General features: G+C 39.3%; 27 protein-coding genes, 16 tRNA genes and 2 rRNA genes. 2 read left to right on the top strand and 43 right to left on the bottom strand.

Annotated features, from left to right (window positions below):
- Nucleotides 1-94: 94 nt before the first annotated feature.
- The 3 genes from C9J29_RS19730 to C9J29_RS19720 all read right to left on the bottom strand — a co-directional run bounded on the left by C9J29_RS19730 (nucleotide 95) and on the right by C9J29_RS19720 (nucleotide 3,932).
- The gene (locus tag C9J29_RS19730) at nucleotides 95-901 is read right to left on the bottom strand and encodes a phosphotransferase family protein (protein WP_237068883.1); all 807 of its coding nucleotides are present in this window, start codon (nucleotides 899-901) and stop codon (nucleotides 95-97) included.
- 113 nt (nucleotides 902-1,014) lie between these two features.
- On the bottom strand, nucleotides 1,015-1,407 hold the full coding sequence (locus C9J29_RS19725) for a hypothetical protein (RefSeq protein WP_008173440.1): 393 nt from the start codon (nucleotides 1,405-1,407) through the stop codon (nucleotides 1,015-1,017).
- Nucleotides 1,408-2,711: 1,304 nt separating this feature from the next.
- Nucleotides 2,712-3,932, bottom strand: a complete 1,221-nt coding sequence (locus C9J29_RS19720; RefSeq protein ID WP_237068882.1) for a helix-turn-helix domain-containing protein — start codon at nucleotides 3,930-3,932, stop codon at nucleotides 2,712-2,714.
- Between the two features lie 135 nt (nucleotides 3,933-4,067).
- Between C9J29_RS19720 and C9J29_RS19715 the strand changes: the two genes are divergently transcribed.
- Nucleotides 4,068-5,363 carry a S8 family peptidase gene (locus C9J29_RS19715; RefSeq protein ID WP_089987056.1) on the top strand — a complete coding sequence of 432 codons (1,296 nt, stop codon included), beginning with the start codon at nucleotides 4,068-4,070 and terminating at the stop codon, nucleotides 5,361-5,363.
- A gap of 401 nt (nucleotides 5,364-5,764) precedes the next feature.
- Here the strand turns inward: C9J29_RS19715 and C9J29_RS19710 are convergent, their stop codons facing one another.
- The 21 genes from C9J29_RS19710 to C9J29_RS19625 form a co-directional block, all read right to left on the bottom strand.
- On the bottom strand, nucleotides 5,765-6,058 hold the full coding sequence (locus C9J29_RS19710; protein WP_089987057.1) for a hypothetical protein: 294 nt from the start codon (nucleotides 6,056-6,058) through the stop codon (nucleotides 5,765-5,767).
- Between the two features lie 36 nt (nucleotides 6,059-6,094).
- Nucleotides 6,095-6,229, bottom strand: coding sequence for a hypothetical protein (locus tag C9J29_RS25000; protein WP_255319032.1), 135 nt, complete (start codon nucleotides 6,227-6,229; stop codon nucleotides 6,095-6,097).
- A gap of 267 nt (nucleotides 6,230-6,496) precedes the next feature.
- Nucleotides 6,497-6,823: a hypothetical protein gene (locus C9J29_RS19705; protein ID WP_107922667.1), complete on the bottom strand. Its 327-nt coding sequence runs from the start codon at nucleotides 6,821-6,823 to the stop codon at nucleotides 6,497-6,499.
- A gap of 263 nt (nucleotides 6,824-7,086) precedes the next feature.
- Nucleotides 7,087-7,662: a recombinase family protein gene (locus C9J29_RS19700; RefSeq protein WP_107922666.1), complete on the bottom strand. Its 576-nt coding sequence runs from the start codon at nucleotides 7,660-7,662 to the stop codon at nucleotides 7,087-7,089.
- A gap of 296 nt (nucleotides 7,663-7,958) precedes the next feature.
- Nucleotides 7,959-8,369 (bottom strand): phBC6A51 family helix-turn-helix protein, encoded by a 411-nt coding sequence (locus C9J29_RS19695; RefSeq protein ID WP_107922665.1) that lies wholly within the window; start codon nucleotides 8,367-8,369, stop codon nucleotides 7,959-7,961.
- Entirely contained in the window at nucleotides 8,354-8,827 is a 474-nt protein-coding gene (locus C9J29_RS19690) for a hypothetical protein (protein ID WP_107922664.1), read from the bottom strand. Before C9J29_RS19690 ends, C9J29_RS19695 begins: the two co-directional genes overlap by 16 nt.
- Nucleotides 8,797-9,336: a hypothetical protein gene (locus tag C9J29_RS19685; protein WP_107922663.1), complete on the bottom strand. Its 540-nt coding sequence runs from the start codon at nucleotides 9,334-9,336 to the stop codon at nucleotides 8,797-8,799. The genes C9J29_RS19690 and C9J29_RS19685 overlap by 31 nt, the downstream gene beginning before the upstream one ends.
- Nucleotides 9,337-9,406: 70 nt before the next feature.
- Complete coding sequence (locus tag C9J29_RS19680; protein ID WP_128472303.1) at nucleotides 9,407-9,700, bottom strand: DUF2577 family protein; 294 nt, start codon at nucleotides 9,698-9,700, stop codon at nucleotides 9,407-9,409.
- A gap of 37 nt (nucleotides 9,701-9,737) precedes the next feature.
- Entirely contained in the window at nucleotides 9,738-11,837 is a 2,100-nt protein-coding gene (locus C9J29_RS19675; RefSeq protein ID WP_107922661.1) for a phage tail protein, read from the bottom strand.
- Complete coding sequence (locus C9J29_RS19670; protein ID WP_107922660.1) at nucleotides 11,828-12,151, bottom strand: hypothetical protein; 324 nt, start codon at nucleotides 12,149-12,151, stop codon at nucleotides 11,828-11,830. The genes C9J29_RS19675 and C9J29_RS19670 overlap by 10 nt, the downstream gene beginning before the upstream one ends.
- A gap of 259 nt (nucleotides 12,152-12,410) precedes the next feature.
- Nucleotides 12,411-13,511, bottom strand: coding sequence for an SU10 major capsid protein (locus tag C9J29_RS19665; protein ID WP_237068881.1), 1,101 nt, complete (start codon nucleotides 13,509-13,511; stop codon nucleotides 12,411-12,413).
- A 2-nt stretch (nucleotides 13,512-13,513) separates the two neighbouring features.
- Nucleotides 13,514-14,056, bottom strand: a complete 543-nt coding sequence (locus C9J29_RS19660) for a hypothetical protein (protein WP_107922659.1) — start codon at nucleotides 14,054-14,056, stop codon at nucleotides 13,514-13,516.
- 3 nt (nucleotides 14,057-14,059) lie between these two features.
- Nucleotides 14,060-14,224 carry a hypothetical protein gene (locus C9J29_RS24405; protein ID WP_164908741.1) on the bottom strand — a complete coding sequence of 55 codons (165 nt, stop codon included), beginning with the start codon at nucleotides 14,222-14,224 and terminating at the stop codon, nucleotides 14,060-14,062.
- 122 nt (nucleotides 14,225-14,346) lie between these two features.
- Nucleotides 14,347-14,601, bottom strand: coding sequence for a hypothetical protein (locus C9J29_RS19655; RefSeq protein WP_107922658.1), 255 nt, complete (start codon nucleotides 14,599-14,601; stop codon nucleotides 14,347-14,349).
- A 43-nt stretch (nucleotides 14,602-14,644) separates the two neighbouring features.
- The gene (locus C9J29_RS19650; protein WP_164908742.1) at nucleotides 14,645-14,881 is read right to left on the bottom strand and encodes a helix-turn-helix domain-containing protein; all 237 of its coding nucleotides are present in this window, start codon (nucleotides 14,879-14,881) and stop codon (nucleotides 14,645-14,647) included.
- A 79-nt stretch (nucleotides 14,882-14,960) separates the two neighbouring features.
- Nucleotides 14,961-15,917 carry a hypothetical protein gene (locus C9J29_RS19645; protein ID WP_128472304.1) on the bottom strand — a complete coding sequence of 319 codons (957 nt, stop codon included), beginning with the start codon at nucleotides 15,915-15,917 and terminating at the stop codon, nucleotides 14,961-14,963.
- Nucleotides 15,896-17,110, bottom strand: a complete 1,215-nt coding sequence (locus C9J29_RS19640; RefSeq protein ID WP_107922655.1) for a DEAD/DEAH box helicase family protein — start codon at nucleotides 17,108-17,110, stop codon at nucleotides 15,896-15,898. Before C9J29_RS19640 ends, C9J29_RS19645 begins: the two co-directional genes overlap by 22 nt.
- Nucleotides 17,111-17,427: 317 nt before the next feature.
- Nucleotides 17,428-17,607 (bottom strand): hypothetical protein, encoded by a 180-nt coding sequence (locus tag C9J29_RS24135; protein ID WP_128472305.1) that lies wholly within the window; start codon nucleotides 17,605-17,607, stop codon nucleotides 17,428-17,430.
- A complete protein-coding gene (locus C9J29_RS19635) occupies nucleotides 17,573-18,529 on the bottom strand; it encodes a DUF3102 domain-containing protein (protein ID WP_107922654.1) in 957 nt (318 codons plus the stop codon). Before C9J29_RS19635 ends, C9J29_RS24135 begins: the two co-directional genes overlap by 35 nt.
- Before the next feature lie 841 nt (nucleotides 18,530-19,370).
- Nucleotides 19,371-19,580 carry a hypothetical protein gene (locus C9J29_RS19630; RefSeq protein WP_107922653.1) on the bottom strand — a complete coding sequence of 70 codons (210 nt, stop codon included), beginning with the start codon at nucleotides 19,578-19,580 and terminating at the stop codon, nucleotides 19,371-19,373.
- The gene (locus C9J29_RS19625; protein WP_107922652.1) at nucleotides 19,577-20,050 is read right to left on the bottom strand and encodes a hypothetical protein; all 474 of its coding nucleotides are present in this window, start codon (nucleotides 20,048-20,050) and stop codon (nucleotides 19,577-19,579) included. Before C9J29_RS19625 ends, C9J29_RS19630 begins: the two co-directional genes overlap by 4 nt.
- A gap of 113 nt (nucleotides 20,051-20,163) precedes the next feature.
- On the opposite strand from C9J29_RS19625, the gene C9J29_RS19620 reads away from it, so the two are divergent.
- Nucleotides 20,164-20,406: a helix-turn-helix domain-containing protein gene (locus C9J29_RS19620; RefSeq protein WP_107922651.1), complete on the top strand. Its 243-nt coding sequence runs from the start codon at nucleotides 20,164-20,166 to the stop codon at nucleotides 20,404-20,406.
- 822 nt (nucleotides 20,407-21,228) lie between these two features.
- On the opposite strand, the gene C9J29_RS19615 is transcribed toward C9J29_RS19620, so the two are convergent.
- The 19 genes from C9J29_RS19615 to C9J29_RS19525 form a co-directional block, all read right to left on the bottom strand.
- Nucleotides 21,229-22,191, bottom strand: a complete 963-nt coding sequence (locus C9J29_RS19615) for a tyrosine-type recombinase/integrase (RefSeq protein ID WP_107922650.1) — start codon at nucleotides 22,189-22,191, stop codon at nucleotides 21,229-21,231.
- A gap of 148 nt (nucleotides 22,192-22,339) precedes the next feature.
- A tRNA-Leu gene (locus C9J29_RS19610) sits at nucleotides 22,340-22,420 on the bottom strand.
- Nucleotides 22,421-22,467: 47 nt separating this feature from the next.
- A tRNA-Cys gene (locus tag C9J29_RS19605) sits at nucleotides 22,468-22,541 on the bottom strand.
- 8 nt (nucleotides 22,542-22,549) lie between these two features.
- Nucleotides 22,550-22,624, bottom strand: a tRNA-Gly gene (locus C9J29_RS19600).
- Nucleotides 22,625-22,630: 6 nt separating this feature from the next.
- Nucleotides 22,631-22,705: transfer RNA gene (locus C9J29_RS19595), tRNA-Gln, on the bottom strand.
- A gap of 21 nt (nucleotides 22,706-22,726) precedes the next feature.
- Nucleotides 22,727-22,802, bottom strand: a tRNA-His gene (locus C9J29_RS19590).
- A 37-nt stretch (nucleotides 22,803-22,839) separates the two neighbouring features.
- Nucleotides 22,840-22,915 (bottom strand) — tRNA-His (locus tag C9J29_RS19585).
- Between the two features lie 13 nt (nucleotides 22,916-22,928).
- A tRNA-Trp gene (locus C9J29_RS19580) sits at nucleotides 22,929-23,002 on the bottom strand.
- Between the two features lie 13 nt (nucleotides 23,003-23,015).
- Nucleotides 23,016-23,099, bottom strand: a tRNA-Tyr gene (locus C9J29_RS19575).
- A gap of 9 nt (nucleotides 23,100-23,108) precedes the next feature.
- Nucleotides 23,109-23,184, bottom strand: a tRNA-Thr gene (locus tag C9J29_RS19570).
- Between the two features lie 10 nt (nucleotides 23,185-23,194).
- Nucleotides 23,195-23,267: transfer RNA gene (locus C9J29_RS19565), tRNA-Phe, on the bottom strand.
- Between the two features lie 15 nt (nucleotides 23,268-23,282).
- A tRNA-Asp gene (locus C9J29_RS19560) sits at nucleotides 23,283-23,358 on the bottom strand.
- Between the two features lie 3 nt (nucleotides 23,359-23,361).
- A tRNA-Met gene (locus tag C9J29_RS19555) sits at nucleotides 23,362-23,436 on the bottom strand.
- A 26-nt stretch (nucleotides 23,437-23,462) separates the two neighbouring features.
- Nucleotides 23,463-23,538, bottom strand: a tRNA-Val gene (locus C9J29_RS19550).
- Between the two features lie 19 nt (nucleotides 23,539-23,557).
- Nucleotides 23,558-23,632: transfer RNA gene (locus C9J29_RS19545), tRNA-Glu, on the bottom strand.
- Between the two features lie 24 nt (nucleotides 23,633-23,656).
- Nucleotides 23,657-23,748: transfer RNA gene (locus tag C9J29_RS19540), tRNA-Ser, on the bottom strand.
- 5 nt (nucleotides 23,749-23,753) lie between these two features.
- A tRNA-Asn gene (locus tag C9J29_RS19535) sits at nucleotides 23,754-23,830 on the bottom strand.
- 16 nt (nucleotides 23,831-23,846) lie between these two features.
- Nucleotides 23,847-23,962 (bottom strand): 5S ribosomal RNA (rrf, locus tag C9J29_RS19530).
- 113 nt (nucleotides 23,963-24,075) lie between these two features.
- Nucleotides 24,076-24,189 (bottom strand): 23S ribosomal RNA (locus C9J29_RS19525); the annotation flags it as partial.

Raw genomic sequence — 24,189 nt, 5'->3', positions numbered from 1 at the left:
CAGAGCATGAACTAATCGTTAAAAATGTAGGGGAAAACAAATAAACCGCTCTGAAGGAAAGTAATTTATCCTACAGAACGGTTTATATCTTCATCTAAAAAAACTCATATAATCCATTTTTAAAGTAATTGTACTCGTTTTGATTAATTAATTTTCTCCCATACCCTTCATAAAATATCTGCCTGTCTCTTTCAGTTTCAAAGGCTTGTGGTTTAGGTCTTACAGCTAGCGCAAAATCGTATCGTGGGTCACCGAATGCTCCACCACTCCAATCAATAATACCCGATATTTTCTGATTATGAACGAGAACATTATCGATTGTAAAATCACCGTGTATGAATGTTTGCTGAATAGGTTCAGGTTTATTCCCTTTTAAGTCATCTAACAACTCTGACGTACCATCTACCTCAAAATTTTTTAGATTAAACTCTGCCTGACCCAACATATCATCGATCCAAACCCCAACTGCTCCCTCCTTTATTTCCAGTGGGCATGGCATCGAATGAATGGCTGAAAGGACCTTTCCATAATGAAAGATGATTGCATGCCTGTTTTCCTCTTTGGTTTCATTCTCTAACGCCTGTCTAATCGTGCTACCCTCTATATATTCCATCAATGCCCATGCCTGATTGTCTAAAGGTTGTTCAACAAAACAATATAAACGAGGGATAGGTAATGTAGAATTAGATAGACATTTTAGAACAGTCGCTTCTTTCTTTAACCATGAGCCATATTGCTTTCCTTTTGTTCTCTTTAAAAAGAAAGTGCCTCTTTCAGAAAAAAGGATTCCAACATCTGATGTATGCCCCTGTCTTGGAAAAGAAATATGGGTAACTCCACCAACATAATCGACTATTTCTTTAGGTATTTCTGTAAGATGTATCGGCTTCAACCTGATCACCACCTAGTTAAAAAGTTAGAACAAATATTGTAATAAAAAAACAGTTCCAATCGTTTACCTAAATAACTTTAGCATTTCAATAGTTTTCTTTTAATCTTATCCGTTTTATACGTTTATAGTGTTTTTATATACTTTATGATGTTGCTGATATTTTCAGAATTATATTCCGCCTCTGATAAAAGATAGTATCCACTTTTCGAAAAATCAATATGACCCAGTAAACTTTTTAAGTATGGAGAAATTAAAACCAAAATGCCATCGTTTTCTAATAATTCCTCTGGAGATTCAAATCCATGAGTAACTTCTACGTTAAAAGAACTCAAATGATTCTCTTTCAATGAATTTTCTATGCTTTTTTTTAATCTCGTTGACCTTTTCTTCAAGAAGAATCCTTCTCTATCTAAACCAGTGGCAAATCCCCTAAAACCCATTGCTAATTTCGGATAAATATAAATCGTTTTAATTATGAGCAACCCCTTCAAAAAAAGATTTATAACTCTCTCCATACCAATCCTATTATTTCCATTTTAACATATAAAAGAAAGGAATATATATTGTCACTACTATATCAATTGCTCCCCTTAAACGTTTGTGCAGCACATAATTTCACATAATTATGTTTGAAGTACTGTGCTACATGGTGGAAGTGATATTGTAGTAGCAAGGAAAACAAAAAAGACTCCACACAATTAAGTGTGAAGCCTTAACTATGTAGCATTCTCTGTTGCTAGTATAGGATACAGGTGGTCGAGACAGAGAATGCATTAAAAAGCCTTATATTTCAAGGTATTCTATCTGACGTGTGTAAAATTGGTGTAAAGTAATTTGGCAATGTAAATCTCAAAAGTACATACTTTTCTTTAAAAGTGATATGCCTCAAGATAAGTTTTTTCACTAATTACATCTTGCCGCCGTGAGGTGAAAGGTATTATCTTCTCTTTAACAGTATATGAAGATAGTTCGGTATATCAAAGTTTTTTTCAAATTCTGTTTGTAACATCTTTAACGAGAATTTATCCTTTTTCATTGAATTGCGGTAACAAAGTGTTAGCTCTTTGCAGGCGCACTTTTAGCAGAAATTAATTACCCAGTAACGGAAAAGTAACAATTAAATACATTACCCACACTCTACATACGTAGAGTGTGGTGGTGCTAGTGGGTTCAATACCGCATTCATTTCTGCCAATTTACTGCTTGATAAGCTCTAAACTTTTTGAGGCTACATCATTCTATACCATCGTCAATCAACATTATTTGATTGAAAGTTATTGAGCAATGCATGTACTTCATCTGTTGATTTCATGTTCATCAATTGATATCTTACATTGTCCTTCATGTTACTTCTCCGCTCTTTTCAACAACTCATGGTTTTTCATTTACAGAACGCTTCCCTGAAAGTGCGAGTGTCAGGTCAAAATCAGCTATCAGGTTTCTTAACACCTACTTGACTCCTTCTTCATCAACCAAAGGCAATCCATACATATAGGAGACCTACCAGTACTGTCCTTGCCCTAAGGCAATTGGCGTTTAATCTCTTTAATGCGAGAATTATGCCCGCTGAGGCTCAATATAAAGCCTACCAAAGTACATGCTGCTACGTGTATCTTATGGGCAATTTTTCAGTTGCGAAGTGCCTCACATTTCGAGTTTTGAAAAACACTGTTCCTCAATCATAAGATAGAGCCACTACCTTCTACCACTCTGGCCTTTTATAAAACCGGTGGATGAATTGGAACAGATATAATTATTACTGCAGCACTCAGTATTAAAATTGATAATCCAACATTTTTCTTCATATTCACACTCTCCTTTAAATTTCAATAAATTGCATAGCTTTCTCGAACTGCTTTTCTTGTCGATAATACTCTCCCAATAAATTAGAAAATTGTTGGTGCATTTCTTTTAATTCTTCATTATCTGCTGTAAATGGAATTAACCTCCCTTCTAAAAAATCCATTGCTTTCTTTTTTTCTTCTCCTAGCAAATATAAATAAAAAGTAGCAAATAAATTAAAACTTATTTTTTTCTTATTTTTTGCTTCTTCCTTTAGAATAGTAAAGGTTTTTATACTTTTTTCCGTTTGTCCTAAGCGAAATTGTGTAACACCTAAATTATATAAGCAAAGCAGATAATGATCACAGTTCTTTGACATTAAAGAAGCGCTTTTTTCAAAGTAAATTAATGCATTTTCATATTCCCATCTCATTTGGTACAAATCCCCCAAATTGTGATATATAGCAGGTAATAGCTGCTGTTGCTGTAATAGCTCCACATTTCTCACTAAATGTTCATAGATTTCGATTGCTTCGTGAAACACTTTTCCTCGAGAGTAATTGAGTGCCAGAGACATTAATGTATAAATAATTCTTTTAAAATTAAATTGGTCCTTATAGAATTGAAGAGCTTTTTTCCCATAAATAATTGCTTGGCTTGGTTCTTCTAACCGCCCTTTTATTAAAGCGAAATGATAGTAAAACTCTCCTTCTAGTGACCCTAGTTCTGGATGTATTTGAAGTATTTGAGTTAGTTCTTTAGCTGCTTCCTCATATTTACCTTTTGTAATTAAAACTAATGCATAATAATATGAATGTAAATACCTTTCATGTTGGGAAAAATTTTGTCGGTGGGCATTTAGCCATCTTAATTGATTGTCTGCTAATTTATGCTCTTTAACAAACACATAATAACGTAACTTATAAAGTTCATATAAATAAATAGATTCTGTAAAACCTATTATTTCTTCATATTCTTTTAATCTGCTCATTGTCTCTTTTACTTTCTCATTCTCTAGGTAATTTATATGTTTTTGTAAATCATTTAATAGGCAAATAATATTTTGTTCGTTATTCTCTACATCATGAATACTAATATTTAATCGTTCTAGCAGTAGACGTATTGTCTCGCTATTTGCTTCTTTATTATTATTCTCAATTTTACTTAAATGAGGAATCGAGCAAATCCCCATTGCCACTGAATTCTGTGTCATTCCTAGCTTTGTACGATAGTACTTAATTAATGAACCTATCTTCATTTTCATAACCTCCCGTATCGAATGACTATATTTTACATTTATTATAATCATAATTTTCCCAATAATCAAAAAACCTAAATTATGGTAGATTCAAATTGTAGTACTATAACTTAATTTGAAAAGGGGTTGGGATGAATGAAAAAAATGAAAAGTACGTTGCTAAGTCTTTTGATTGCAGGATCAGTAATAAATCCGGTGTACGCAACAGCGATGAATAGCGAAGATAGCTCAGGAAACGACGGTGGTCAGGAGAAATTCCGTGTTTATGTTGAGGCAAACAAAAAATCAGAAAAATCAACATTAAAAACTCAATATTCTGCTCGTTGGGAATTAACAGAGAACGGATTTTCAACTGATATGAATGAAAAACAATTCGAAGCATTACAGAAGAATAAAAATTTCACAGTTACAAAAGTTCCTATCGTTACATTAGATACGATAGGTTTGGAAGACGATAGTATGGTAGAAAATGAAACCCTGGATTTGGTAACTTCTTTAAGAGCTTCTCAACAAATACCTTGGGGAATTAAAGCAATTTATAACAATGATACTTTAACATCTACAACTGGAGGAAGTGGCATTAATATTGCCGTACTCGATACGGGTGTAAATACTTCTCATCCTGACCTTGTCAATAACGTAGAGCAATGTAAAGACTTTACAGGTGCGACAACACCCATTAATAACAGCTGTACAGATAGAAACGGACATGGTACACATGTTGCTGGTACGGCCTTAGCTGATGGTGGAAGCGATCAAGCAGGCATTTACGGTGTAGCTCCAGATGCTGATCTTTGGGCTTACAAAGTGTTATTAGATAGCGGCTCTGGATACTCAGATGATATTGCTGCTGCTATTCGACATGCAGCAGATCAAGCAACAGCTACTGGTAGCAAAACAATTATTAGTATGTCTCTAGGTTCTTCAGCGAATAATAGCCTCATTTCAAGTGCTGTCAATTACGCATACAGTAAAGGAGTTCTAATAGTAGCTGCAGCTGGTAATTCAGGCTATGCGCAAGGAACAATTGGTTATCCGGGGGCATTACCAAATGCAATCGCCGTTGCAGCTTTAGAAAATGTACAACAAAATGGGACTTATCGTGTAGCTGACTACTCTTCACGTGGTTATATATCTACAGCTGGAGATTATGTAATCCAGGAAGGTGATATTGAAATCTCAGCTCCTGGCTCATCAGTTTATTCTACATGGTATAATGGCGGTTATAATACAATTAGCGGCACATCAATGGCTACCCCTCATGTCTCTGGTTTAGCAGCAAAAATTTGGGCTGAAAATCCGTCATTGTCTAACACGCAACTACGTTCTAACTTACAAGCGAGAGCAAAATCAGTAGATATAAAAGGTGGTTATGGAGCTGCTATAGGTGATGACTACGCTTCAGGATTTGGATTTGCTCGCGTTCAATAATTTCAAAAGGTGAAGCATACTAACATTAGTAATACAAACCAAAGCTATGGTTTGTATTACTATTTTTTTGGTTCTAAACGTATTCACCAGTACCCCTAATACCTCCAAGTAGTATTATAGCTTCGCTTGTTATACGAGATCTAAGTCCCAACCAGCCTCAAACAAATTTCTACAGGTAGGGGTGAACAGGTAGAATTATTGAAAGGCACTTAATGTGCCTTTCAAACTTCACTAATTAAAATCATGAATAAATTCTTTTAACAATATTTTAAAGTAATCCAGATATCCCTCATTTAAAATGCTACTAGGAATATGTGTAGAATAGTCAATATGATTTACAAACTTAAATTCTTCTTTATCATACTTTCCTATTTCTTCGGTTTTTAGAGTAGTAGTAAATATTATTTGATTACGGAGTATGTTTCTGTTTTTTTAGTAAACAGACTATCAAAAAATAAAGTTCCATTTGGATCAATACTTTTATATTTTTCATTCATGGAGAATAAAACATTAGAGATAACTTCTTTTTTAGTTGAAATACCTTTGTCCTTTGCAATTTCAAACATAGTAATAATTGATTCTAATTCTCGTATTTGTTCATCTAGTTCTTGTACTTTACTCTCAGCATCTTCTGCATTAAATAATTGCTCTTTATAAAATAACAGTGATTCTAAAGAAATCTCGTCAACGAACATTATCCCATAGTTTACTTACCTGATTACACGAACCAGTCAAATCATTGAAGTTATATAGTAACTAATATCATTACTATCTGTTCTAAAATTCATCAAGTATAATAAAGCTTTAGTTTCATACTCGCTTCCAATACCTCTATTCTTTTCTGTAGCTTGAATAACATAGCTCATTCGTTAGCCCCCCTTTTCATGGAAGAATATTCAATCTTAATGTATACAGTTTTTCTACAAATTTTCAACATAAAAAAAGAACCCTTGAGTTATCAAGGATTCTTTCACTTTTTAGATACCGGTGGTCGGGGTCGAACCGACACTCCAAAGGAACACGATTTTGAGTCGTGAAAAGAGTGCGTTAGATACTCCGACATGCTAAACGTTAATTTGAACGGACATTCAATCGACTAATGCGTAAACGACCGTTTTCCTATTACCGCTAGTCTACTTTAACCCTAACGGAATGTCAAAATATTTCTGCTCGTTCTTCGCTAAATCAGCCAAGTCCTCACTAGCACTTTTGATTATTTTAAGTAAGTCTGGCGTATTAGTTCGCGATAAAACTAGATTTTCTAATGCCATTTCCATGCTTTTTAAACGCCTAACATCAAGCGCAAATACAGCATATTGTCCAAATTCATCACTAGTCAACATTATATCAACACCATTATATATTCCAAATTTACGCTTCTTTCTTATGTACTTAATATGTGTGATTATTTTCGGTATCTTGTTGTGAGTTGCTTCTGAAACTACAGTTAAATTATACATCGCTATACCTCTTCTTTATATTTCCTCAATATAATAACATTAACTATAGGTAAACGACCATTTATCAGACTTCACTCAGACGATTCCAAACGTACAACTACCCTACTTTGCGAATGTCGATGCGTTAGAATTGCGTCTGACAGCGTAAAAAGTCGGCTTGTTTTAAAAATGATGTATGTAATTCTCGAGTACCAGATGACGCCGTTCCGAATTGGTGGCCTTGGGGGTCACGCACTTTCAACGCATAAAAAGAACGACCAACATTAATCGTTGATCGCTTCGTTAGCTTTACGTTTTGCGCTTTCTCTTTTCAGTGTAGCAATTGAAATGCCCGTCAATTCCGCAACTTGCGTAAAGCTATGTATTTCTTTCAACTTCATAGCGTGGTCTAGCTGTTGCTTAGTATACGTCGGTTTACGTCCCTCGCGATAACCTTCACGCTGCTTTGCTACCGCTTTACCTTCGTTTAATCGTTCTACAATCATATCGCGTTCAAACTGTGCGAAGGCAAAGAAGATGTTACGTACTAGTGTAGATGCCGATGTATTATCGAGTAGCCCAATATTGAGTATGTGTACCTTAATACCGCGGTCTAGTAAAGTTTGTACTAGGTCACTACCCTTAGTAGCAGAACGCGCAAAACGATCCATTTTAGTTACTACCAACGTATCGCCTTCGTTAAGGCTCGCCAGTAGCTTATCGAACTCCGGTCTTTCCGTCGTCGTACCTGTAAACTTTTCACTGTAAATAACTTCGCAGCCTTCCGTCTTTAATTGGTCGATTTGCGCCTGTAAATCCTGTCCTTGCGTTGATACCCTAGCGTATCCGTATTTAGTCATTTCATCCGCCCCTTAAATGATACCGAGTTACGATACCGTTCTATACGTTGATAATACTACATCGTCTAAACGGTGTCAATTCTTTTAAGTTGCGATACCAAAGACAGCTATGTAAATTGTCAGATAACGATTTGTTTTCGGAGTATCGACGCGCGCCGGCTCCTTCTGCCCGATGTTTTCGCTGTATTTCGGAATCAGTCGGAAGCATCAACGCTACTTTAACGCAAAAAAAACGGCAGTCAGCCGAAGCCAACCACCGCCAATATAATACTTTACCGCTCTAAAACGTTGATACGTCAACGATTCAGTCCTTGTTTGATACGGGCTAACTGTGCAGCAACCGCAGCTTCATCTACCGCTTGCGTTTTAACGTCTAGTTCCGCACGGTCAATAAGCATACCTTCCGTTTGCATATACAGCTTCATCATCGAAGCATTCCCCGCCTCACATTCGCGTACTAGCGCTTGCATAATACGAGTACGATTATCAGTTAAATACGTAGCTGTGACTGCTGATTTATACTCGAGCATCGCCGGTAACTGGCGCCATTTACGTAGTGAGCGGTCAGACACCCCCACTTCTTTCGCAATGTCTGTGAATGATTTACGTTTGCCAGGCGGTAGTAAGTCGTTTTCATACAACAACTCCGCAGCCTTCGCTTGATCCATCGTTAATTCCTTAAGAATTTCGTCTAATTTTCTTGCCATTCCGCCATCTCCATTCGTTTTCGTTCGTAGTATTCAGTGTAGTTTCCGTCGTATTCATCGAGGAATAAATCGGCAGGCCTATATTCGTATTGAGAAAGTTCATGGGCAATACTGTCCGCCAGTTCTGCATATGTTTGCGTTGAATTGCCGTCAATACACGGCTTAAGTAAGAACTCGGTTAAATAAAAGCATGTATAGCGCAAGGTGTCCTCGTAGCATTCACCCGCAATCGTTAGTTCGTCAATCCATCGCTGTATCTCCAGGGACTCATCAATCGCTACGACCTCTTTAGCCGTTAAAAGTAAAGTTGCGTAATCTACCAAGAACGCTTTAATATCGGGAAAATGCTTGTCGTAGCACTCGTAAGACCACTTGTCGCTAACTGGCGGAAACGGCTCTCTCTGCTCACAATCAGCTAGGATAGCGTCTAATTCTCGATGCAATACGTCTGTTTCCATTCCAATACCTCCTCGCGTTTTGTCGCATAATATCCGTCAAAATCCCCGTCATAGTCACCTTTGTAGCCATCGTAAACGCTCGGAGGATAATGACTGCATGTTCTTGCGATTAATTGCGCTAGATTGGCGTAATTAAAGCCTCGGTGAGGTTTACCATCGATGGCTATCGCTAAATAAACACCAGCGACAAGATGGAGTTGTAGACGTAAATATCGGTCCTGGCACAATTCCGCGACAGACAGTACCTCGGCCCATTCTCTGATCTTGTCAGAATCGCCAACAGCTATGAGTGCTTTTGCATCTAAAATTAACGAAGCGTAATCTAATAAGAATGGCTTAATCTCTGGCCAGTATTTACGATGGACCTCCAATGCCCATGTATCGCTAACCTTTGGTGCGTAAGTGTTTCTCGGTAATATACAATAGCCACGATCCTTATCTTCACGTTCTTTAGCTTCACGTAATCTCTTCGATTTTTCTTTTAACTTTTCAATATCAAGAGTCGTCATTTCATCGCTCCTCAGTTCGTTTTATTAGAAAAGGCAAGCACCGCTGTAATCTCGATGCCTGCCTTCTTCGTCATTCATCTGATAACGATAATACATATAGTTGTTGCTGATGTTCCGACTCGAATACTAACACCCGAACGCCTACTTTCAGCTTATTGTCGTACTCAATAGTCGTGACCTGACCGTTAATCCTCACTGTTTCTGTATAAGGTAATAAATGCGGATTACATACGATAATATCATCGTCAATTTCCAAAGTGTCAGCATCGAGAAGAACTTTTAAATTCGGATGCTCACTTGTTACAGTTGCCGCCTTTAAAGTACCACCAGAGTTATATCCCACGGCCTGCATTATCCCAACCAACCGCGTACCCCCACTGCCTTCTGTCGGAACCTTTGGTTTAATAAGCAACGAACTTCGCCTCCTTCTCGATTAATTTCGCTAGTTGATACGCAATTTTTTCAATATCAACTTCTTCTCGAACGGTAAAGTTGTTGCCTGTTATAACGACTCCAGTACCTGTACCACCGCCATTGCTGTCTTGATCGTACGATCTATTCTCTTGCGCAGTAAGAACGCGTTCCCCTTTATGCAATCTCGCATAATAAGAATCGTAAGGAACGTCGCTGATTCCGTGATAGTGCGACTTCGGTTTATCTCCTGATCCTAACAATTTGCCTGCGAAGTTTACCGTTGAATTTATCCCTTTACTAATCCAGCTTGGCAGCTTAGCGCTAGAGATGAAGCCGATAAAGTCCTTAACGTGACCGTATGCTGTTGATACCCAACCGCTAAGTGTTTCGAACCAACCCTGTACGATTTTTAAAGCGCCAGAAAAGTTATCAAACGCATTTTTTACGCCTGTTAAGATGAAATTTACAAATGGAGCTAAAACGTTATCCCAAGCCCACTTTATTACCGCTGACAAAGCCTCAAACCCTAGCGAAAGTATCTTAAGTATCGGTTTTGCTATCGACCATAAAGTAGAAAACAGTTGAACTAGGAATGAGATAGCTGGAGATATAACATTGTTAAAAACAATTGCCCCAATGTCACCGACAGTCTGTATGTTACTCCACAATCCACTTAGAATCGGTTCAATGATTGACCAGGCATTCGATAGGATATCCGATACAGTAGACCACGCCTGAGAAAATGTGGATTTTAAATTCTCGAAAATCGGCTTAAATTGCGTTACTTTTTCGGCGATGTACGCTTTAATTTCATCAAACTTGGCTTTAAGAGTATTTGAAGTTCCTTTGCCGAAGATTGCATCAACTAATCCGCCTGTGCCGCCCGTCTTAAATGCGGACCATAGCGTTTTAACATTACCGACTATGCCATCAATAATTCCTCTAAATGTCTCGCTATTGTCGTAAAGAGCCTTAAAACCAACTGCTGCAGCTGATATCCCCATCGCTATTAACGCGATTGGATTCGCTAATGCTGAGATTGTACCCACGACCGCGAGAGCACCAAGAAACGATGCCACTGCGCCAACAGCATAAGCTATTGGTTTGCGCCATTTCATGAATGCGTCATACAAGGCAATTGCCTTATCCGTGACATTCCCTAGAAAATTCCCAAGTTTATCGCTAATGCTTTTTACGTCCAATTTATCGATTGAATCATTAATACGTTTTAAAAAGTCGCCTAATTTTGTATTTGATTTATCACCAGCATCACGGAAGAGCGTACCTAGGCGCTCCTTTAAGGAATTAAATCTGCCCATGGTTGTCGAACCCATCGCTTCTACAGTTTTTTGAGTGATATTCATCTTATTTAAAGCCTTATCTATTCCTGCGAGTTGTTCCTCGAATGAACCACCCTTAACATCATTTAAGATGTTCTTATCGAGGTTAAATACCTCACGTAAAGAAATGGTATCTCCGGACGATAGCTCGCGAAGGCCACGAACGGCATCATCGATTGATTTCGTTGGATCACTGGCAACAAGACGCTCAACAAGTTTCCACGCTGTTCCAAGTTGTCCCATATCTTTAGTTAAAGTAAGAAGGCCTTTGGATCCTGCGAACATGTCTCCAGAATTTAGCAATGGTGAATCGATAGCCATTTTATCAACCATCTTCATGTATTGCTTCGTTGCATTATCGTCCTGGAATGCGGCTTGAATAATTGCTTTACTTTGCTCAAATTGAGCAGCTTGTCCAATAGTTGCATTCAGCAACTTTGCAGCCCCATTTACTCCTATATAAGCACTAGCCAAACCAAGCAACGTGCTCTGTAAACCACCGAAAGAGGCGCTTAATCCGTTAGAGCCAACGTGGAGTCTGCTAATACTTGTGGAGAAGCCGTTCATACGATTGGATGTCGAAGATACTGCGCTACCAAACCTACTCACTGCTGATTGTGATCGACTTAGCGATTCACCTGTTGCTCGACTTGTACGATTCATGCGGTCCATCATTGATGTAATCTGACGAAGCCTCGAAGTTCCTTGATCTCTTACGCGAAACACCGCGGTTAAATTTACGGCCATCTATTTTCCTCCTTGCGATGTGCAAGTCTTTTTAAACGACCTAACTCTTTGGCAACTTCATTCCCGTGCCTACGCGTTAGTTTTGCGTCTGATGGCTTTCCACTAGAACAGTATCTAATCGCAGAATTCACAGTCATAATTACTAATCGTTTTAAATTTTTGTGAACCTCTAGTTGAGTTGCTTTAACTTCTGTTTCAAGCGCTTTTAACTTTGGTAACATCGCCTCACGTTTACTTTCATCTGCGGTTAATAAAGTGCCCGCTAATACAGTGGCATTTGTTAAAACTTCTATTTCTTTATCTGCTTTATTCATTTCTCTCGCATCCCCCTTGCGTTTTTATACAAAAAAAGAGGCGACGCAGCCGGTAGAAGCCACGACGCCCAAATGCGCGGCGCTACAATACCGCTTTTTCGGAGATTGGACACCAGGTTTTCCACGCCTAGTGCCCTATGACAATTTACAGCCTCGTAGGTAAGATACGACTCGCGCCGTATCAAAGGCTTGGTGGCGGAATAACCCGCCGTAATAAAAAAGAGGCAAACGAAATTAATCGTAAGCCCCTTGGAATCTATTAACCTAAGTTTTTAATGCGAGCGTGCGCTTTTTCTTGTAAGAACTCTAGCGTATATTCGCCGACAACGAAACCGTCTTTCGTATCGCCAGTTATTGCGGTCTCAACATGTCCAAACTCTCGACCTTTTAACGGTCTAACAGCAATTCGTGCTGGATCCACTAATAAAATTTCGTTATCTTTTACATTATCGTTCATTACAATTGAGAACGTTCCGAAGTCTGTAGCTAGTTTATCTACGACTTGACCACGTACTGTTTCTGCTTGTACAATTCGAATCTTATCGCCTTGTAAGTCGCTGATTGCTACTTTCTGATTGGAAGATACGATAAACACATATTGACCTCCGCTAGCAAGTCCGCCACTTTTATATACCGTTTGTGCCATATCTCGTAACATTTGAATGCTTACTTTTTGTCCGCCTGCATCAGTTAAGTTTGTCTTAATGAATTGTCGGATACCGCTCATTTGACGTACTCGTCCATCGTCGTATTTAATGCCGTTTATTAGAGCCTTCTCAAGCTGTAACGCTACTTCTAATTGCTTTTTCACTCGCTCATGGTCGTACAAATCACGAATACCATATTGATCTACCGCTTGAGCTGTCCCTGTCACAGATACGGATTCCATGAAAATTTGAGTATAATTATCGCCACGTGTACGAGGTTTAGAGCGTGCTTCTCGCGCAGCCATACCTTCCGCGCCTCTTGTGAATAGGAACTCAATAACAGTGTCTTTCGCAATAGCCACCGCTGTTGTATTAGAATAACCTCGTTCCACTGTCAGGGTTTTTGTCGAATGATTAATTGAAGAAATTAGTATTAACTCTTCATCAATTTGAGCAATGGAATCTACTGTAAAAGGTTCAACGTCATCTACTTTTAGTTCGGATGCTGTATCTGTTGCTGCTGCAGTAACCTTCGCTTTTGTTCGGAAAACTTCATCCTCATACCAGGCGTGAATAGTATTAGTTGTTGGTTTACTAAAACCTAGTAAATTAATTAGCGGCGTTTGGTTTGGATTTAATAATAAAATCTCATCTACTACCGATTCTTTTTTCCCGATTAATTCTGCTGAATACATTGTCTGCGTGTTTGTCATAATTATTTACCTCCGAATTTTTTAAGTGTTTGTTTTAATGCTGAATAACGTACGATGTCCTCTGAGCGACCGCTTTGCTTAGCGACTGCAGCTGCGTCTTGTAATTGCGCTTCATAGACTTTACTCTCGTTTGCTGGACTACCGTTTGTTGGGTATCCTATCTTCACCGGCTTCGGCTTTAACTCCGATAAAACTGCGACTAGTTCATCTAATGAATCGCCATCAAATTTTTCCGGATTTAAAAACGGACGCAACTTATCAAAGTTAGTCACACCCGCTTGTTTAAATTTCGACTGTAATTCTTGCTCAGCCATTCTAGCCTTAAGTTCATCAAGTTCCTTGGCTTTCGCTTGTAAAATATCTATACTTTGTTCTGATTGTGTATCAGATTCACCGACTCTTTGCGCGAACTCCTCGGCTTCTGCCCTAATATCATCCATCGTTAAATCTGCCTTTCTCTCTCGCGCTAATCGCTGTTCGAAAAGCTCACCGACTTCTTCTTGCGTAAATAACTTCGGTTCTACTTTTTCCTCATGATGTTCCATAATCTACTCACCCCCTTCGGAAATCACTTGAATGTAATCAGATAATTGCCGAATTAATTCTGCGCTCTTTTTACGTTCGCGAGCTAAACGTTTTTTAATTAGCGAATTAACTTCGTCTTGAGTAAATAACTTTGGTTCTACGGCTACTTCGTGTTTTTCGATTGTCATATTTCTTCCTCCTTTGTTTTGGACACCCTTGTTTTCGGGCTACGTATATTGACATGAATCTGTCGTTTCGCTTGATTTAAGCGACGATAGACAGGTAGGTAAGGTGTTTGTTCATCCGAATGCTATCCCGTGTTTAATGACGGTGTTTCAACGATTTCATGTACACTTTTGTTAATGTATTTTTCAATACGCTTCGCTGCTCGATAGTCCGACTCTGGAACTCGCCATTGCAAGCCAACAACTCGTCCATTCTTTTGGTATGTTGCTATGACGCTCCAATCACGCGACCTTTTAATGTTGCGAATTTCACGATCATGCGAGGTATCGACGTAGAGTGCGAAACTTGCGTTATCTAAACGCCACAAATCAGCGGACAAAATAATAACCCCCCCTTTACAAAGACATTATTTTGTGTTAATGTTAAATTGGATATTTATATGAATTTTCCTTTAAAATATCTAAAAAAGAATAGAATTCATCCGTTTTTTCAGAATGAAATATTTGATTAAATGAAACTAAAAAGCTTTCGCTTGGATTTCTTCGCATATTTTCAATATCATTCACAGCACTACGAGAAAAACCAAGCATTTCTGCAAACTCTTTTTGCGTTAATTTCTTATGTTTACGCATTCCATAAATTTCCCACAGCAAATCCATTGTCTCCCTCCTCATTTTGATTTATCGTGTTTCATTTAGACGCTACTACCCCAAAAATAAATGTGGGCTTAATCCGCCCTTAATACTTATATAGGGGATTTTCCGACCTATATTCCACTTTTCCGGTGGCAATATTTACAGTTAAAAACGGCTTAAATTCAGGCTTTCCAGCACTTTTTCGTTGTTTACCTTTCATCGGTGACGTGGCGATTCCTTTAGCATTCCTACGCTCGATTGCTTCTATAGGTTTGGCTATCTCACGCATCCTAACTGTGTCTCCGATATGTTCAGCGGTCTGCTCTAAGTAGAAATAGACAGGTAAATATGAGCCATGCTTTTTATATCGCTCCACGGCGTCATAAGCTGCTTTTTTACAAGTATCGCAGCAATAACGACTATCCGTTCGTTTAGAATCTCCCTGGCGGATATTATCGCCTTCAATCGGAAACATATTTAAGCAGTATTTGTAACGGCAACTCCGGAATTTCTTACGCTCACTTCTGTAATAATCCCAATCTAGACGGTCAGTATACGTAGATAATGCATCACTTCCGAAAATCAGCAGACGCATCAAGTATGTAGCGACACTATACCACTCCATGACAGATCGAATATCGTTATATAAGTCTTGCAATGTAAAGTCCGAGCGTTCGACGTATGAGCGATCCGTAACAGGCGGACATATGCGGGCCTTTTCTTGCTCGGCACTCTCCGATTTCTTTACTAACTGCAACGCATCATATTCTAGCGAACCTTTAGGCGCACGTTTTAAATACACCTCATCAACATTCGCAAATCGTTCTAGGATCGACGGCTTTTTCGGCTTCGGAAAATCTTTACTATACAACGGTTTATGTCGGGCTTTTAGAATCTTTTCTACGAAAATGGAACCTGGATATACATTTTCATACGTTATTGGGACACCTTCTGCTTCTGCGATTTCTATTAATGCACGACCCGCTTTTCTTAGTTTAGCTGCGACTGTTTTAGTCATTGGCTGATTCCCCCTAGTTTTTAAATTTCGTACTTTGCCCATCTTTCGAATAATTGGCGCATTCGTTGAGAAGGTACATAGGCATGAATAGGTTCACCTTCACGTATTCGTGAGCGCCAAAGCCACTGGACGAACTCACTTAGCGCATATAAGTCCTCATTGACACTAATTCCATGATCTTGGAAAAATGCAGCTTTATCACGATTCATAAAGCGATTAAGTAAATAAGCAACTGCTCGTCTGTTTGCATATTCATTAGTAGCGCGTGCATTATGAGGAATGAAACACTTGGCAACGCTATATCCTCTCGGTGCTAACTCTCGCTCTACTTCTTGTAGAGTCGAAATATAGACCTCAGATGCTTTAGCGTTCTCAGCATACCTTCGGAAGTAGTTTGAAACATTATCACGAATACGCTTCATTTTCTCGTCGTCGTATTTTTTGAGTTTACTCTGACTTAACTCGTTTCTGCCTACCCCGACGTCATTTAATTTACCTTCGTAAAGTGTCACTAGACCGCGAAGTTTTCCCCGATTCTCTTTATATACATCATGTTCGATTAACTCATAGCGCTCACCTTGCTTTTCCACAGCCTTATAATCAAACTCAAAACGATATAGATTGAAATAATATTTCTGCATTTGACATTTGAACAAATAAGTTAAAACTAACGCATTTGGGAACGCTCTGAATACTGCTGGCGGAAATGCCCAAACCATAAATGAGGTGCGGAATAAATAAAGATTACCCGCCTGTGCTAGTTCGCGTATGTCTCGATAACGGCTATCATCATTAGGATCACCCGTCCAGGTAACTTGAAAAGTTTTTTCATCAACAACAATATCGCCATTTAGTTTTAATCGTCTAATATCTGCGGGTCGGATTGCGACAGTTTCTACGATATCCATAACCTCGTCAAGAATTAACGTATACCCTGAATGTTCCAATAGTTCGATGATCTCGTCGTCTGCCTTAGAAAAAAGTTTATGTGTTGTAGCAATATCACGATTGCTCGCAATAAGCCGTTTTAAGTCCTCTAGCTTGTTTGTGCCATTAAAAACAGTTGGCTCGACGAATTGACGTTCAGTTACACTCTCTTTGATACGTTGAATTTCATCTAGGAATGGTGTCACAAATATAAAACTTTCTAGCTGATTAGATTCGTTCATATGTTGGATAGCATATTCAGTCTTTCCACTACCCATAATCGAATCAATAACAGTAATATTAGTCATACGATATCCTCCAATTATTCGCGTAGTCTGCGACAATTCCGTCGCAAAATTTCCTACAAACGTTGATATAACGCGGTTTATAGCGTGCGTCCCTTAAAGATAAATAACGTTGTATTCATTGCTGACTGTCGGAGGTTCTTTTCACCGACGACAAAGGTCTTGCTCTTAATCTCTTAATAACGTAATAGAACGACATAAAAGATAAAACCTCTACGTCCCTTAATGCTAAAAGCGTGCATTAAGAACCGCAGCTATCTGGATTAACAATTCATTTATTACGCCAATACATAACATCTAATATATGACGATACTATTCGTTATTTATTATGACGCCGACTCTCAGTTAAAACTCGCTGTAATGCCGGTGTATCTTCGAAGATGAATACGCTAAAATGTCGATTGTCAGCGCAAGGTTCTGTTCGTAATATGCGATGTCCATTTTGCGTAAGTAGATTCGCGACTCTAAGCGACCGAATCGCCTTTAGTTTGCGTGTCATACGGCTGCACCTCCTCACATTCTGTAAAATCACCGTCAATAATAGTAATCTTTCTACGAATACTGATGGCTGCTCTAATCTCATTAACTTGTGCTTGTAAACGTAGAATCTGTTTCTCTAAATAATCTACAGAGTCATCTGATGCGTGCTCAATGTTTGTTTGAAAGAATGCTCGTTGCGTTGTGTATGTTTCAATCGATAGAATCACACTAGCAATTGACCGAGTCATGCCTGATAACGCAGATTCATCGAAAGTTCGCAGTTTAGCATCAGATTTCTCTAACGTACGGATACGAGCATTTGCCTCATGAAGTTGGCCTAATAATTCATCACGTTCAGTAGCTAAATGAGAATAAGCACCGTCAATTTCACCTGAATAATCTTCATTTTGCATCTCCTCCAATTGGCTAATTGCAATTCGCTCACTCTTTTGAGCAGCTTCGACCTGTTCTTCAAGGATATAATTCTGTTGTAGTAAATCGGTAACATCGGACTCTCTTTCCGCCAGACGTCTCTTTAGCTCAGCTAATTCTCGAGAAGTCATTTCATCTATTGTCTTTTCTTGTCCGTTTGGCAATATGTGAGGTTTCTCAATTACTTCTGATATGTCACCGACTGTGCTTGAAATCTGCGCTAGTGTTAGCAATTTGGTAAGCGACTGACCCGACAGCGCTGACGCATGATCGTTTAATTCCGTGTACACTTGAATGAAGCGTTGTGACTGGCGTGGCTCAATATCCATCGACTGTAACCATTCCGTCCATTTGCCCGACTCAATGACGTTTTCTTTAACGTGTTTTAGGTACTTACCAATTTCGAATATTGCTTCGCCTGCTTTACGCATGTTCTTGCGAATCGCTGCCTCATTTGTATGTAAGTCTAATGGTAAAATTTCGATTTTTTCAATTGATGTAAGTTGCATGTAAACCTCTCCCTCTGCTGATTATTTGCTGAATATCACACGCCGATTGACCGACGAAATTGCCTCCTACTTTATATTCCCCGGTAAAATTGAATTTTTGGTATCATTTTTTATAAAATTTTTGTTCTACTATATATTTGCGAGTGAAATCTAATTTCGTTAACACTTTTCATAAAAATATTTCCCTACTTTCTATAGCACATTAAAACTCACAATTCGATATCACTTTTTATAAAAAAGTTGAAATTAAATCACCTACTATATATTCCCGAGTAAAATAGATTTTCGTTAACACTTTTCGATAAAACACTTACTACTACATACTGCACGGTAAAATTTTATTTCGTTAACACTTCCAGTAAAAAATTTTCCTCCTACTATATCTACCCGAATGAAAACTCAGTTTCGGACATGTATCTGATAATTTTCTTCCTACTTTTTATTCCCATGTAAAAATCACATTTGATATCACTTTTCATAAAATTTCCGTCCTACTATATAATGCACACTAAAACGTCCTTTTTTGGTACAAACCTCACCAAAAACTTTCCCTTACTTTATAAAGCACACCTGGATTGTCCATTTTGCAACAATTTTTCGGAAAAATTATTCCTACTGACTTATATACAGAAAATTTCCGTTTGGCACACTTTCTGAAAGTCTTTTTGTGTCGATTTTGTGACAATTTAACATCTATCCTTTCTACTTATCTACTATAGAAAGATTTACTGATCCGCACACTTTTTCGTTAAAATGAAAAAAATACCTACTAACTATGTTGGACTATAAAAAAACTAGAGGCGGTTGCAGACGTCTCTAGTCAAATTCGGAATATTGTTTATTACATCATTACGTACACAGACAAAGCCATTGCAATAGAAAACGCTGTTGTACCGTAATACCACGCTCTAAGTTCACCATCTTCGCCTTCTTCACCGAAAAAATATGCATCTACCTGCTTTGCTGTATTAGCGGCTGCTTTCGTTAGTAGCTTAATGTATGCCTTCTTATATTCTCGTTCAAGCGACTGCGCTGACGCTTTATGCTTCATGCTGGAATCCCCCCAATTACTAACTCCTGACCGTCAACTATCAAGGCGCGATAGAAGTCTGAACAAACTACATAAATATGCTCTAGTATCGGTATTGTTTTAAGTGCTTTATTTGATAAACGCATTACAATAGTTCGCCATGCGCCTTTCTCTGTGGATACAGCCTCGTAGTTATCTAAGTAGTCACTACTATCTGCGATAACAACTTCCGTTGCTTGATCGGCTACTCTTTTCGTATACTCTGCTACTAAACGCTTGCACTTACGAATAGTATCATCAATCATTTCCTGTACGTATATCGGAACTGGTGTCGTAGGAACTGTATAATCCCACCTACAGTTGCGTCGCTTCACAAACACTTGATAAGACGTTGAGAATACGCCTTCTTTTTCAAACGACACAATTTGATACTCCACTGACCAAACTTCGTTGTCTGTTAACCACTTGCCCTCGTCTAACGTCGTAAACATTTCACATTCCGCCTCTCACAGTGTTATTTTGGTACGCTTTTAAGTACCACTTCTGTTATCATTATATGGTACGCTATTGCGTAACGTCAAGTATATTTTAGGAGGAATTTTAAATGTCTAAACAAGTAGTGGTTAAGATTGATTACTTAATTAAAGAGTACAAGGTAGGTTCATTAAGAAAGTTAGCGGAGAAGTGCGATATAAGACACGCAGCACTAAGCGAATTGAAAAGTGGTAAGAGAAAAAACATTAACTTTGGGCATATCGAGAGAATTGCTGAAACATTTGGAATTGATGATATAACTGAGATAATAGATTTTGTAGAAATAGATGAAGAAAAAGACGACGCCGAATAGTGGCAATCGTCTTTCTTTTTTTTATTTATCGTTCTTTTTCGGTTTCTTTCTTTTAGGCGTAGTCGGCCCCCCATACTTCTCCGTTTGCTCACGGACTTTCTCTGCAAACTCCCTTAACTTTTCTTGGTTATACCTCATACATATGCACCATCCTTTATCAATCTACTCTAATTAAAAGATATGTAAAGAGTGCTACACTCTATGCTCCAATAACCAAAAACATCAATATTTATTGTAGATTAACGCTTGACAACTAAACCGACCTTTTCAACAGAATGGCTGTCTGCTTTAGGAAATGGACGCAAAGTTGTTACCTACTATCTAAAACTCAAATTAGAGTAATAGACAATAAGTAACTACCGATTTTCAACGTCATGGAGTTGCATGAGGTTTCTGTATCGTCTTGTTTCGTAGGAAATTTTCATTTCTCATAATCTCATAACATTACAGTCCGGTATGTGCTATTTGCAATTGATTCTAGCGTGATTATGATTACCGTTACCGTAGTAACCCTGTAATCCTCCTAGCCCTTAATGGTGGCTCTCACCAATTCAGATACACTCTAAACAAGAAAAGAGTTGTGCAGTATCCTAGCCATTTTTTATGCTATGGTATGGCAACCTTTCCAGTTTTGTTTAACGTCCTGTTATTGGGCCACCAAGACGGACTACCGAAAAATAGGCGCACTTAAATAAGCCTAATCGTTGAATTTCTTCTGAAAAGGCTGTAAAATAGCAGTACATTGGTGTGTATGCTATCGTTCTAACGGTAGTCATATTCAGTTAAGGTCGAGTGTTAGCGCACTCGGCTTTTTCTTTTTGTCTAAAGATTATTTAACGGACTAAACTCACGATGTTTGTCATGGACTTCCGTTGAAAATAGATTTACATAAGTTTTTACCATCTCCATCGTTGAATGGCCGAGTATCTTTTGTAATTCGAAGATTCCGGCGCCATTCATAACGGATAGCTTTGCGAATGTATGACGCATTGTATGAGGCGAGCATCTGACGCCCTTTATGCCTGCCTTATTACCGTATTGAGCGACTATCTTCTGCAGAGAATTACGTTTCATTCCTGTACCTTCTAAGGTGACAAATAACGCATCTGTTTCGCATGTCCCTCTTAATTGAAGATACCGCCGAAGCTGCTCCTTCATTTTCGCTTGTATTGGTACATAGCGATGATAATGATTTTTCGTATTACGAATAAATACGAGACCTTCTGATAGCTTCACATCTTCTACTAAAATACCGCAAGCTTCATTTAAACGAATGCCAGTTTCGAGCAGTAGCATCATAAACGTATAGTCTCGCTGGCCAGTGAATGTACGCTTGTCCGTCGCATTGAATAGCGCATGTAATTGTTTGACTGTAAACGTTTCAACGTTGTTCTTACGATCACGGACTAACGGAAACTTCGCCAGGTCATTTACGGCCAAATATTTATTTTCGAGTAACCAATGAAAGAACGCTCGAATTGCACGTAGTTTTGAGTTTATCGTTGTTGTCCGGAGACCGCGTACTTGCATATCCTCGACTAACTCCTCTAGGTGCTTCCGCTGTACGTCGTGAATAAATAGCGAATGACCTACGCTGACTAAGAACGTACGGAAGTGATTTAGTTCACGTTGATAGTAAGTAATCGTAAATTCTCGCAAGCCACGTCGCTTCGCATCCTTTATAAATACCGCTAACGCTTCATCAAACGTAGTCACCTGCATTGATACCGAACGACTCACGAGATCGAGTTCCCGTCCTACTAATTCGTTATTACGCTTAGACATAGAAAAAGACCGCCTTCCTTAGTATTTAAGGAAAACGGTCTGATAGCGTACATGCTAACGACTAATTTGGCGCACATTATACGTATAGAACGTAAAAAAGCGCCTCATGCTTACGCATGAAACGCCCGTCAAATCAACGATTTTATGATACCGGTGGTCGGGGTCGAACCGACACTCCAAAGGAACACGATTTTGAGTCGTGCGCGTCTGCCAATTCCGCCACACCGGCATAATGGAGATAAAAAAAATCGGATAAACCGATTAGCAGTAAAAATATGGAGGCGGCAACCGGATTTGAACCGGTGATAAAGGTGTTGCAGACCTGTGCCTTACCACTTGGCTATGCCGCCATCATACTTGGAGCGGAAGACGAGGTTCGAACTCGCGACCCCCACCTTGGCAAGGTGGTGTTCTACCACTGAACTACTTCCGCAATAAATGGCTGGGGTACCTGGATTCGAACCAGGGCATGACGGAATCAAAATCCGTTGCCTTACCGCTTGGCTATACCCCAAAAGATAATTATATATAAAAATGGGGCGACTGATGGGAATCGAACCCACGAATGCCTGAACCACAATCAGGTGCGTTAACCACTTCGCCACAACCGCCATTATTAATATTATTTTGTTTTATTTTAAAGTTAAATGGGGCGACTGATGGGAATCGAACCCACGAATGCCTGAACCACAATCAGGTGCGTTAACCACTTCGCCACAACCGCCATAAAATTTAATTGGCAGGGGCAGTAGGAATCGAACCCACATCAAAGGTTTTGGAGACCTCTATTCTACCGTTAAACTATGCCCCTATTTGATAAAAACTGGTGGAGGGGGACGGATTCGAACCGCCGAACCCTAAGGAGCGGATTTACAGTCCGCCGCGTTTAGCCACTTCGCTACCCCTCCGGGAATAAATGGTGCCGGCGATAGGAGTCGAACCCACGACCTACTGATTACAAGTCAGTTGCTCTACCAACTGAGCTACACCGGCAAAAAAATGATGGGTCAGGACGGAATCGAACCGCCGACACTTAGAGCTTCAATCTAATGCTCTACCAACTGAGCTACTGACCCATATACTATAAAAAATGGCGGTCCCGACCGGGATCGAACCGGCGATCTCCTGCGTGACAGGCAGGCATGTTAACCGCTACACCACGGGACCATTTGGTTGCGGGGGCTGGATTTGAACCAACGACCTTCGGGTTATGAGCCCGACGAGCTACCACTGCTCCACCCCGCGATAATGATATATGTTGTTTTTAAAAATGGTGGAGGATGACGGGCTCGAACCGCCGACCCTCTGCTTGTAAGGCAGATGCTCTCCCAGCTGAGCTAATCCTCCATCTGGGTATAAAAATGAATGGTGACCCCTACGGGATTCGAACCCGTGTTACCGCCGTGAAAGGGCGGTGTCTTAACCACTTGACCAAGGGGCCTTCGTTTGGAATAATTAAAAGTGCTGGCGGAGAGTAAGGGATTTGAACCCTTGAGACAGTGTTAACCGCCTACACGATTTCCAATCGTGCTCCTTCGGCCACTCGGACAACTCTCCAAGAATGGCTCCGAAGGCAGGACTCGAACCTGCGACAACCTGATTAACAGTCAGGTGCTACTACCAACTGAGCTACTTCGGAATAATTTTAGTATACAGCCTAGCGACGTCCTACTCTCACAGGGGGAAGCCCCCAACTACCATCGGCGCTAAAGAGCTTAACTTCCGTGTTCGGTATGGGAACGGGTGTGACCTCTTTGCCATCATCACTAGACTATTTGAAAGACAATACTTATTATAACATATTTTATCGAAATTACAAGTATAATATAATAATTTTATTCTTTCAAAACTGGATAAACGGTTCATTGAATGTTTCAAACTTTTTTGGTTAAGTCCTCGATCGATTAGTATTCGTCAGCTCCATGTGTCACCACACTTCCACCTCGAACCTATCTACCTCATCGTCTTTGAGGGATCTTACTTACTTGCGTAATGGGA

Origin of the sequence: Lysinibacillus fusiformis, assembly GCF_003049525.1 — a bacterium.
Lineage (GTDB): Bacteria > Bacillota > Bacilli > Bacillales_A > Planococcaceae > Lysinibacillus > Lysinibacillus fusiformis.
The sequence above is the reverse complement of the archived record's forward strand: the minus strand, read 5'-3'. Positions and strand labels throughout refer to the sequence as shown.

Excerpts from the sequence above, each read along its gene's own strand:
- C9J29_RS19725 (WP_008173440.1), bottom strand. The coding sequence starts at position 1,407 with ATGGAGAGAGTTATAAATCTTTTTTTGAAGGGGTTGCTCATAATTAAA.
- C9J29_RS19720 (WP_237068882.1), bottom strand. The coding sequence starts at position 3,932 with ATGAAGATAGGTTCATTAATTAAGTACTATCGTACAAAGCTAGGAATG.
- C9J29_RS19715 (WP_089987056.1), top strand. The coding sequence starts at position 4,068 with ATGAAAAAAATGAAAAGTACGTTGCTAAGTCTTTTGATTGCAGGATCA.
- C9J29_RS19710 (WP_089987057.1), bottom strand. The coding sequence starts at position 6,058 with ATGTTCGTTGACGAGATTTCTTTAGAATCACTGTTATTTTATAAAGAG.
- C9J29_RS25000 (WP_255319032.1), bottom strand. The coding sequence starts at position 6,229 with ATGAGCTATGTTATTCAAGCTACAGAAAAGAATAGAGGTATTGGAAGC.
- C9J29_RS19705 (WP_107922667.1), bottom strand. The coding sequence starts at position 6,823 with ATGTATAATTTAACTGTAGTTTCAGAAGCAACTCACAACAAGATACCG.
- C9J29_RS19700 (WP_107922666.1), bottom strand. The coding sequence starts at position 7,662 with ATGACTAAATACGGATACGCTAGGGTATCAACGCAAGGACAGGATTTA.
- C9J29_RS19695 (WP_107922665.1), bottom strand. The coding sequence starts at position 8,369 with ATGGCAAGAAAATTAGACGAAATTCTTAAGGAATTAACGATGGATCAA.
- C9J29_RS19690 (WP_107922664.1), bottom strand. The coding sequence starts at position 8,827 with ATGGAAACAGACGTATTGCATCGAGAATTAGACGCTATCCTAGCTGAT.
- C9J29_RS19685 (WP_107922663.1), bottom strand. The coding sequence starts at position 9,336 with ATGACGACTCTTGATATTGAAAAGTTAAAAGAAAAATCGAAGAGATTA.
- C9J29_RS19675 (WP_107922661.1), bottom strand. The coding sequence starts at position 11,837 with ATGGCCGTAAATTTAACCGCGGTGTTTCGCGTAAGAGATCAAGGAACT.
- C9J29_RS19670 (WP_107922660.1), bottom strand. The coding sequence starts at position 12,151 with ATGAATAAAGCAGATAAAGAAATAGAAGTTTTAACAAATGCCACTGTA.
- C9J29_RS19665 (WP_237068881.1), bottom strand. The coding sequence starts at position 13,511 with ATGACAAACACGCAGACAATGTATTCAGCAGAATTAATCGGGAAAAAA.
- C9J29_RS19660 (WP_107922659.1), bottom strand. The coding sequence starts at position 14,056 with ATGGAACATCATGAGGAAAAAGTAGAACCGAAGTTATTTACGCAAGAA.
- C9J29_RS24405 (WP_164908741.1), bottom strand. The coding sequence starts at position 14,224 with ATGACAATCGAAAAACACGAAGTAGCCGTAGAACCAAAGTTATTTACT.
- C9J29_RS19650 (WP_164908742.1), bottom strand. The coding sequence starts at position 14,881 with ATGGATTTGCTGTGGGAAATTTATGGAATGCGTAAACATAAGAAATTA.
- C9J29_RS19645 (WP_128472304.1), bottom strand. The coding sequence starts at position 15,917 with ATGGGCAAAGTACGAAATTTAAAAACTAGGGGGAATCAGCCAATGACT.
- C9J29_RS19640 (WP_107922655.1), bottom strand. The coding sequence starts at position 17,110 with ATGACTAATATTACTGTTATTGATTCGATTATGGGTAGTGGAAAGACT.
- C9J29_RS24135 (WP_128472305.1), bottom strand. The coding sequence starts at position 17,607 with ATGACACGCAAACTAAAGGCGATTCGGTCGCTTAGAGTCGCGAATCTA.
- C9J29_RS19635 (WP_107922654.1), bottom strand. The coding sequence starts at position 18,529 with ATGCAACTTACATCAATTGAAAAAATCGAAATTTTACCATTAGACTTA.
- C9J29_RS19630 (WP_107922653.1), bottom strand. The coding sequence starts at position 19,580 with ATGAAGCATAAAGCGTCAGCGCAGTCGCTTGAACGAGAATATAAGAAG.
- C9J29_RS19625 (WP_107922652.1), bottom strand. The coding sequence starts at position 20,050 with ATGTTTACGACGTTAGACGAGGGCAAGTGGTTAACAGACAACGAAGTT.
- C9J29_RS19620 (WP_107922651.1), top strand. The coding sequence starts at position 20,164 with ATGTCTAAACAAGTAGTGGTTAAGATTGATTACTTAATTAAAGAGTAC.
- C9J29_RS19615 (WP_107922650.1), bottom strand. The coding sequence starts at position 22,191 with ATGTCTAAGCGTAATAACGAATTAGTAGGACGGGAACTCGATCTCGTG.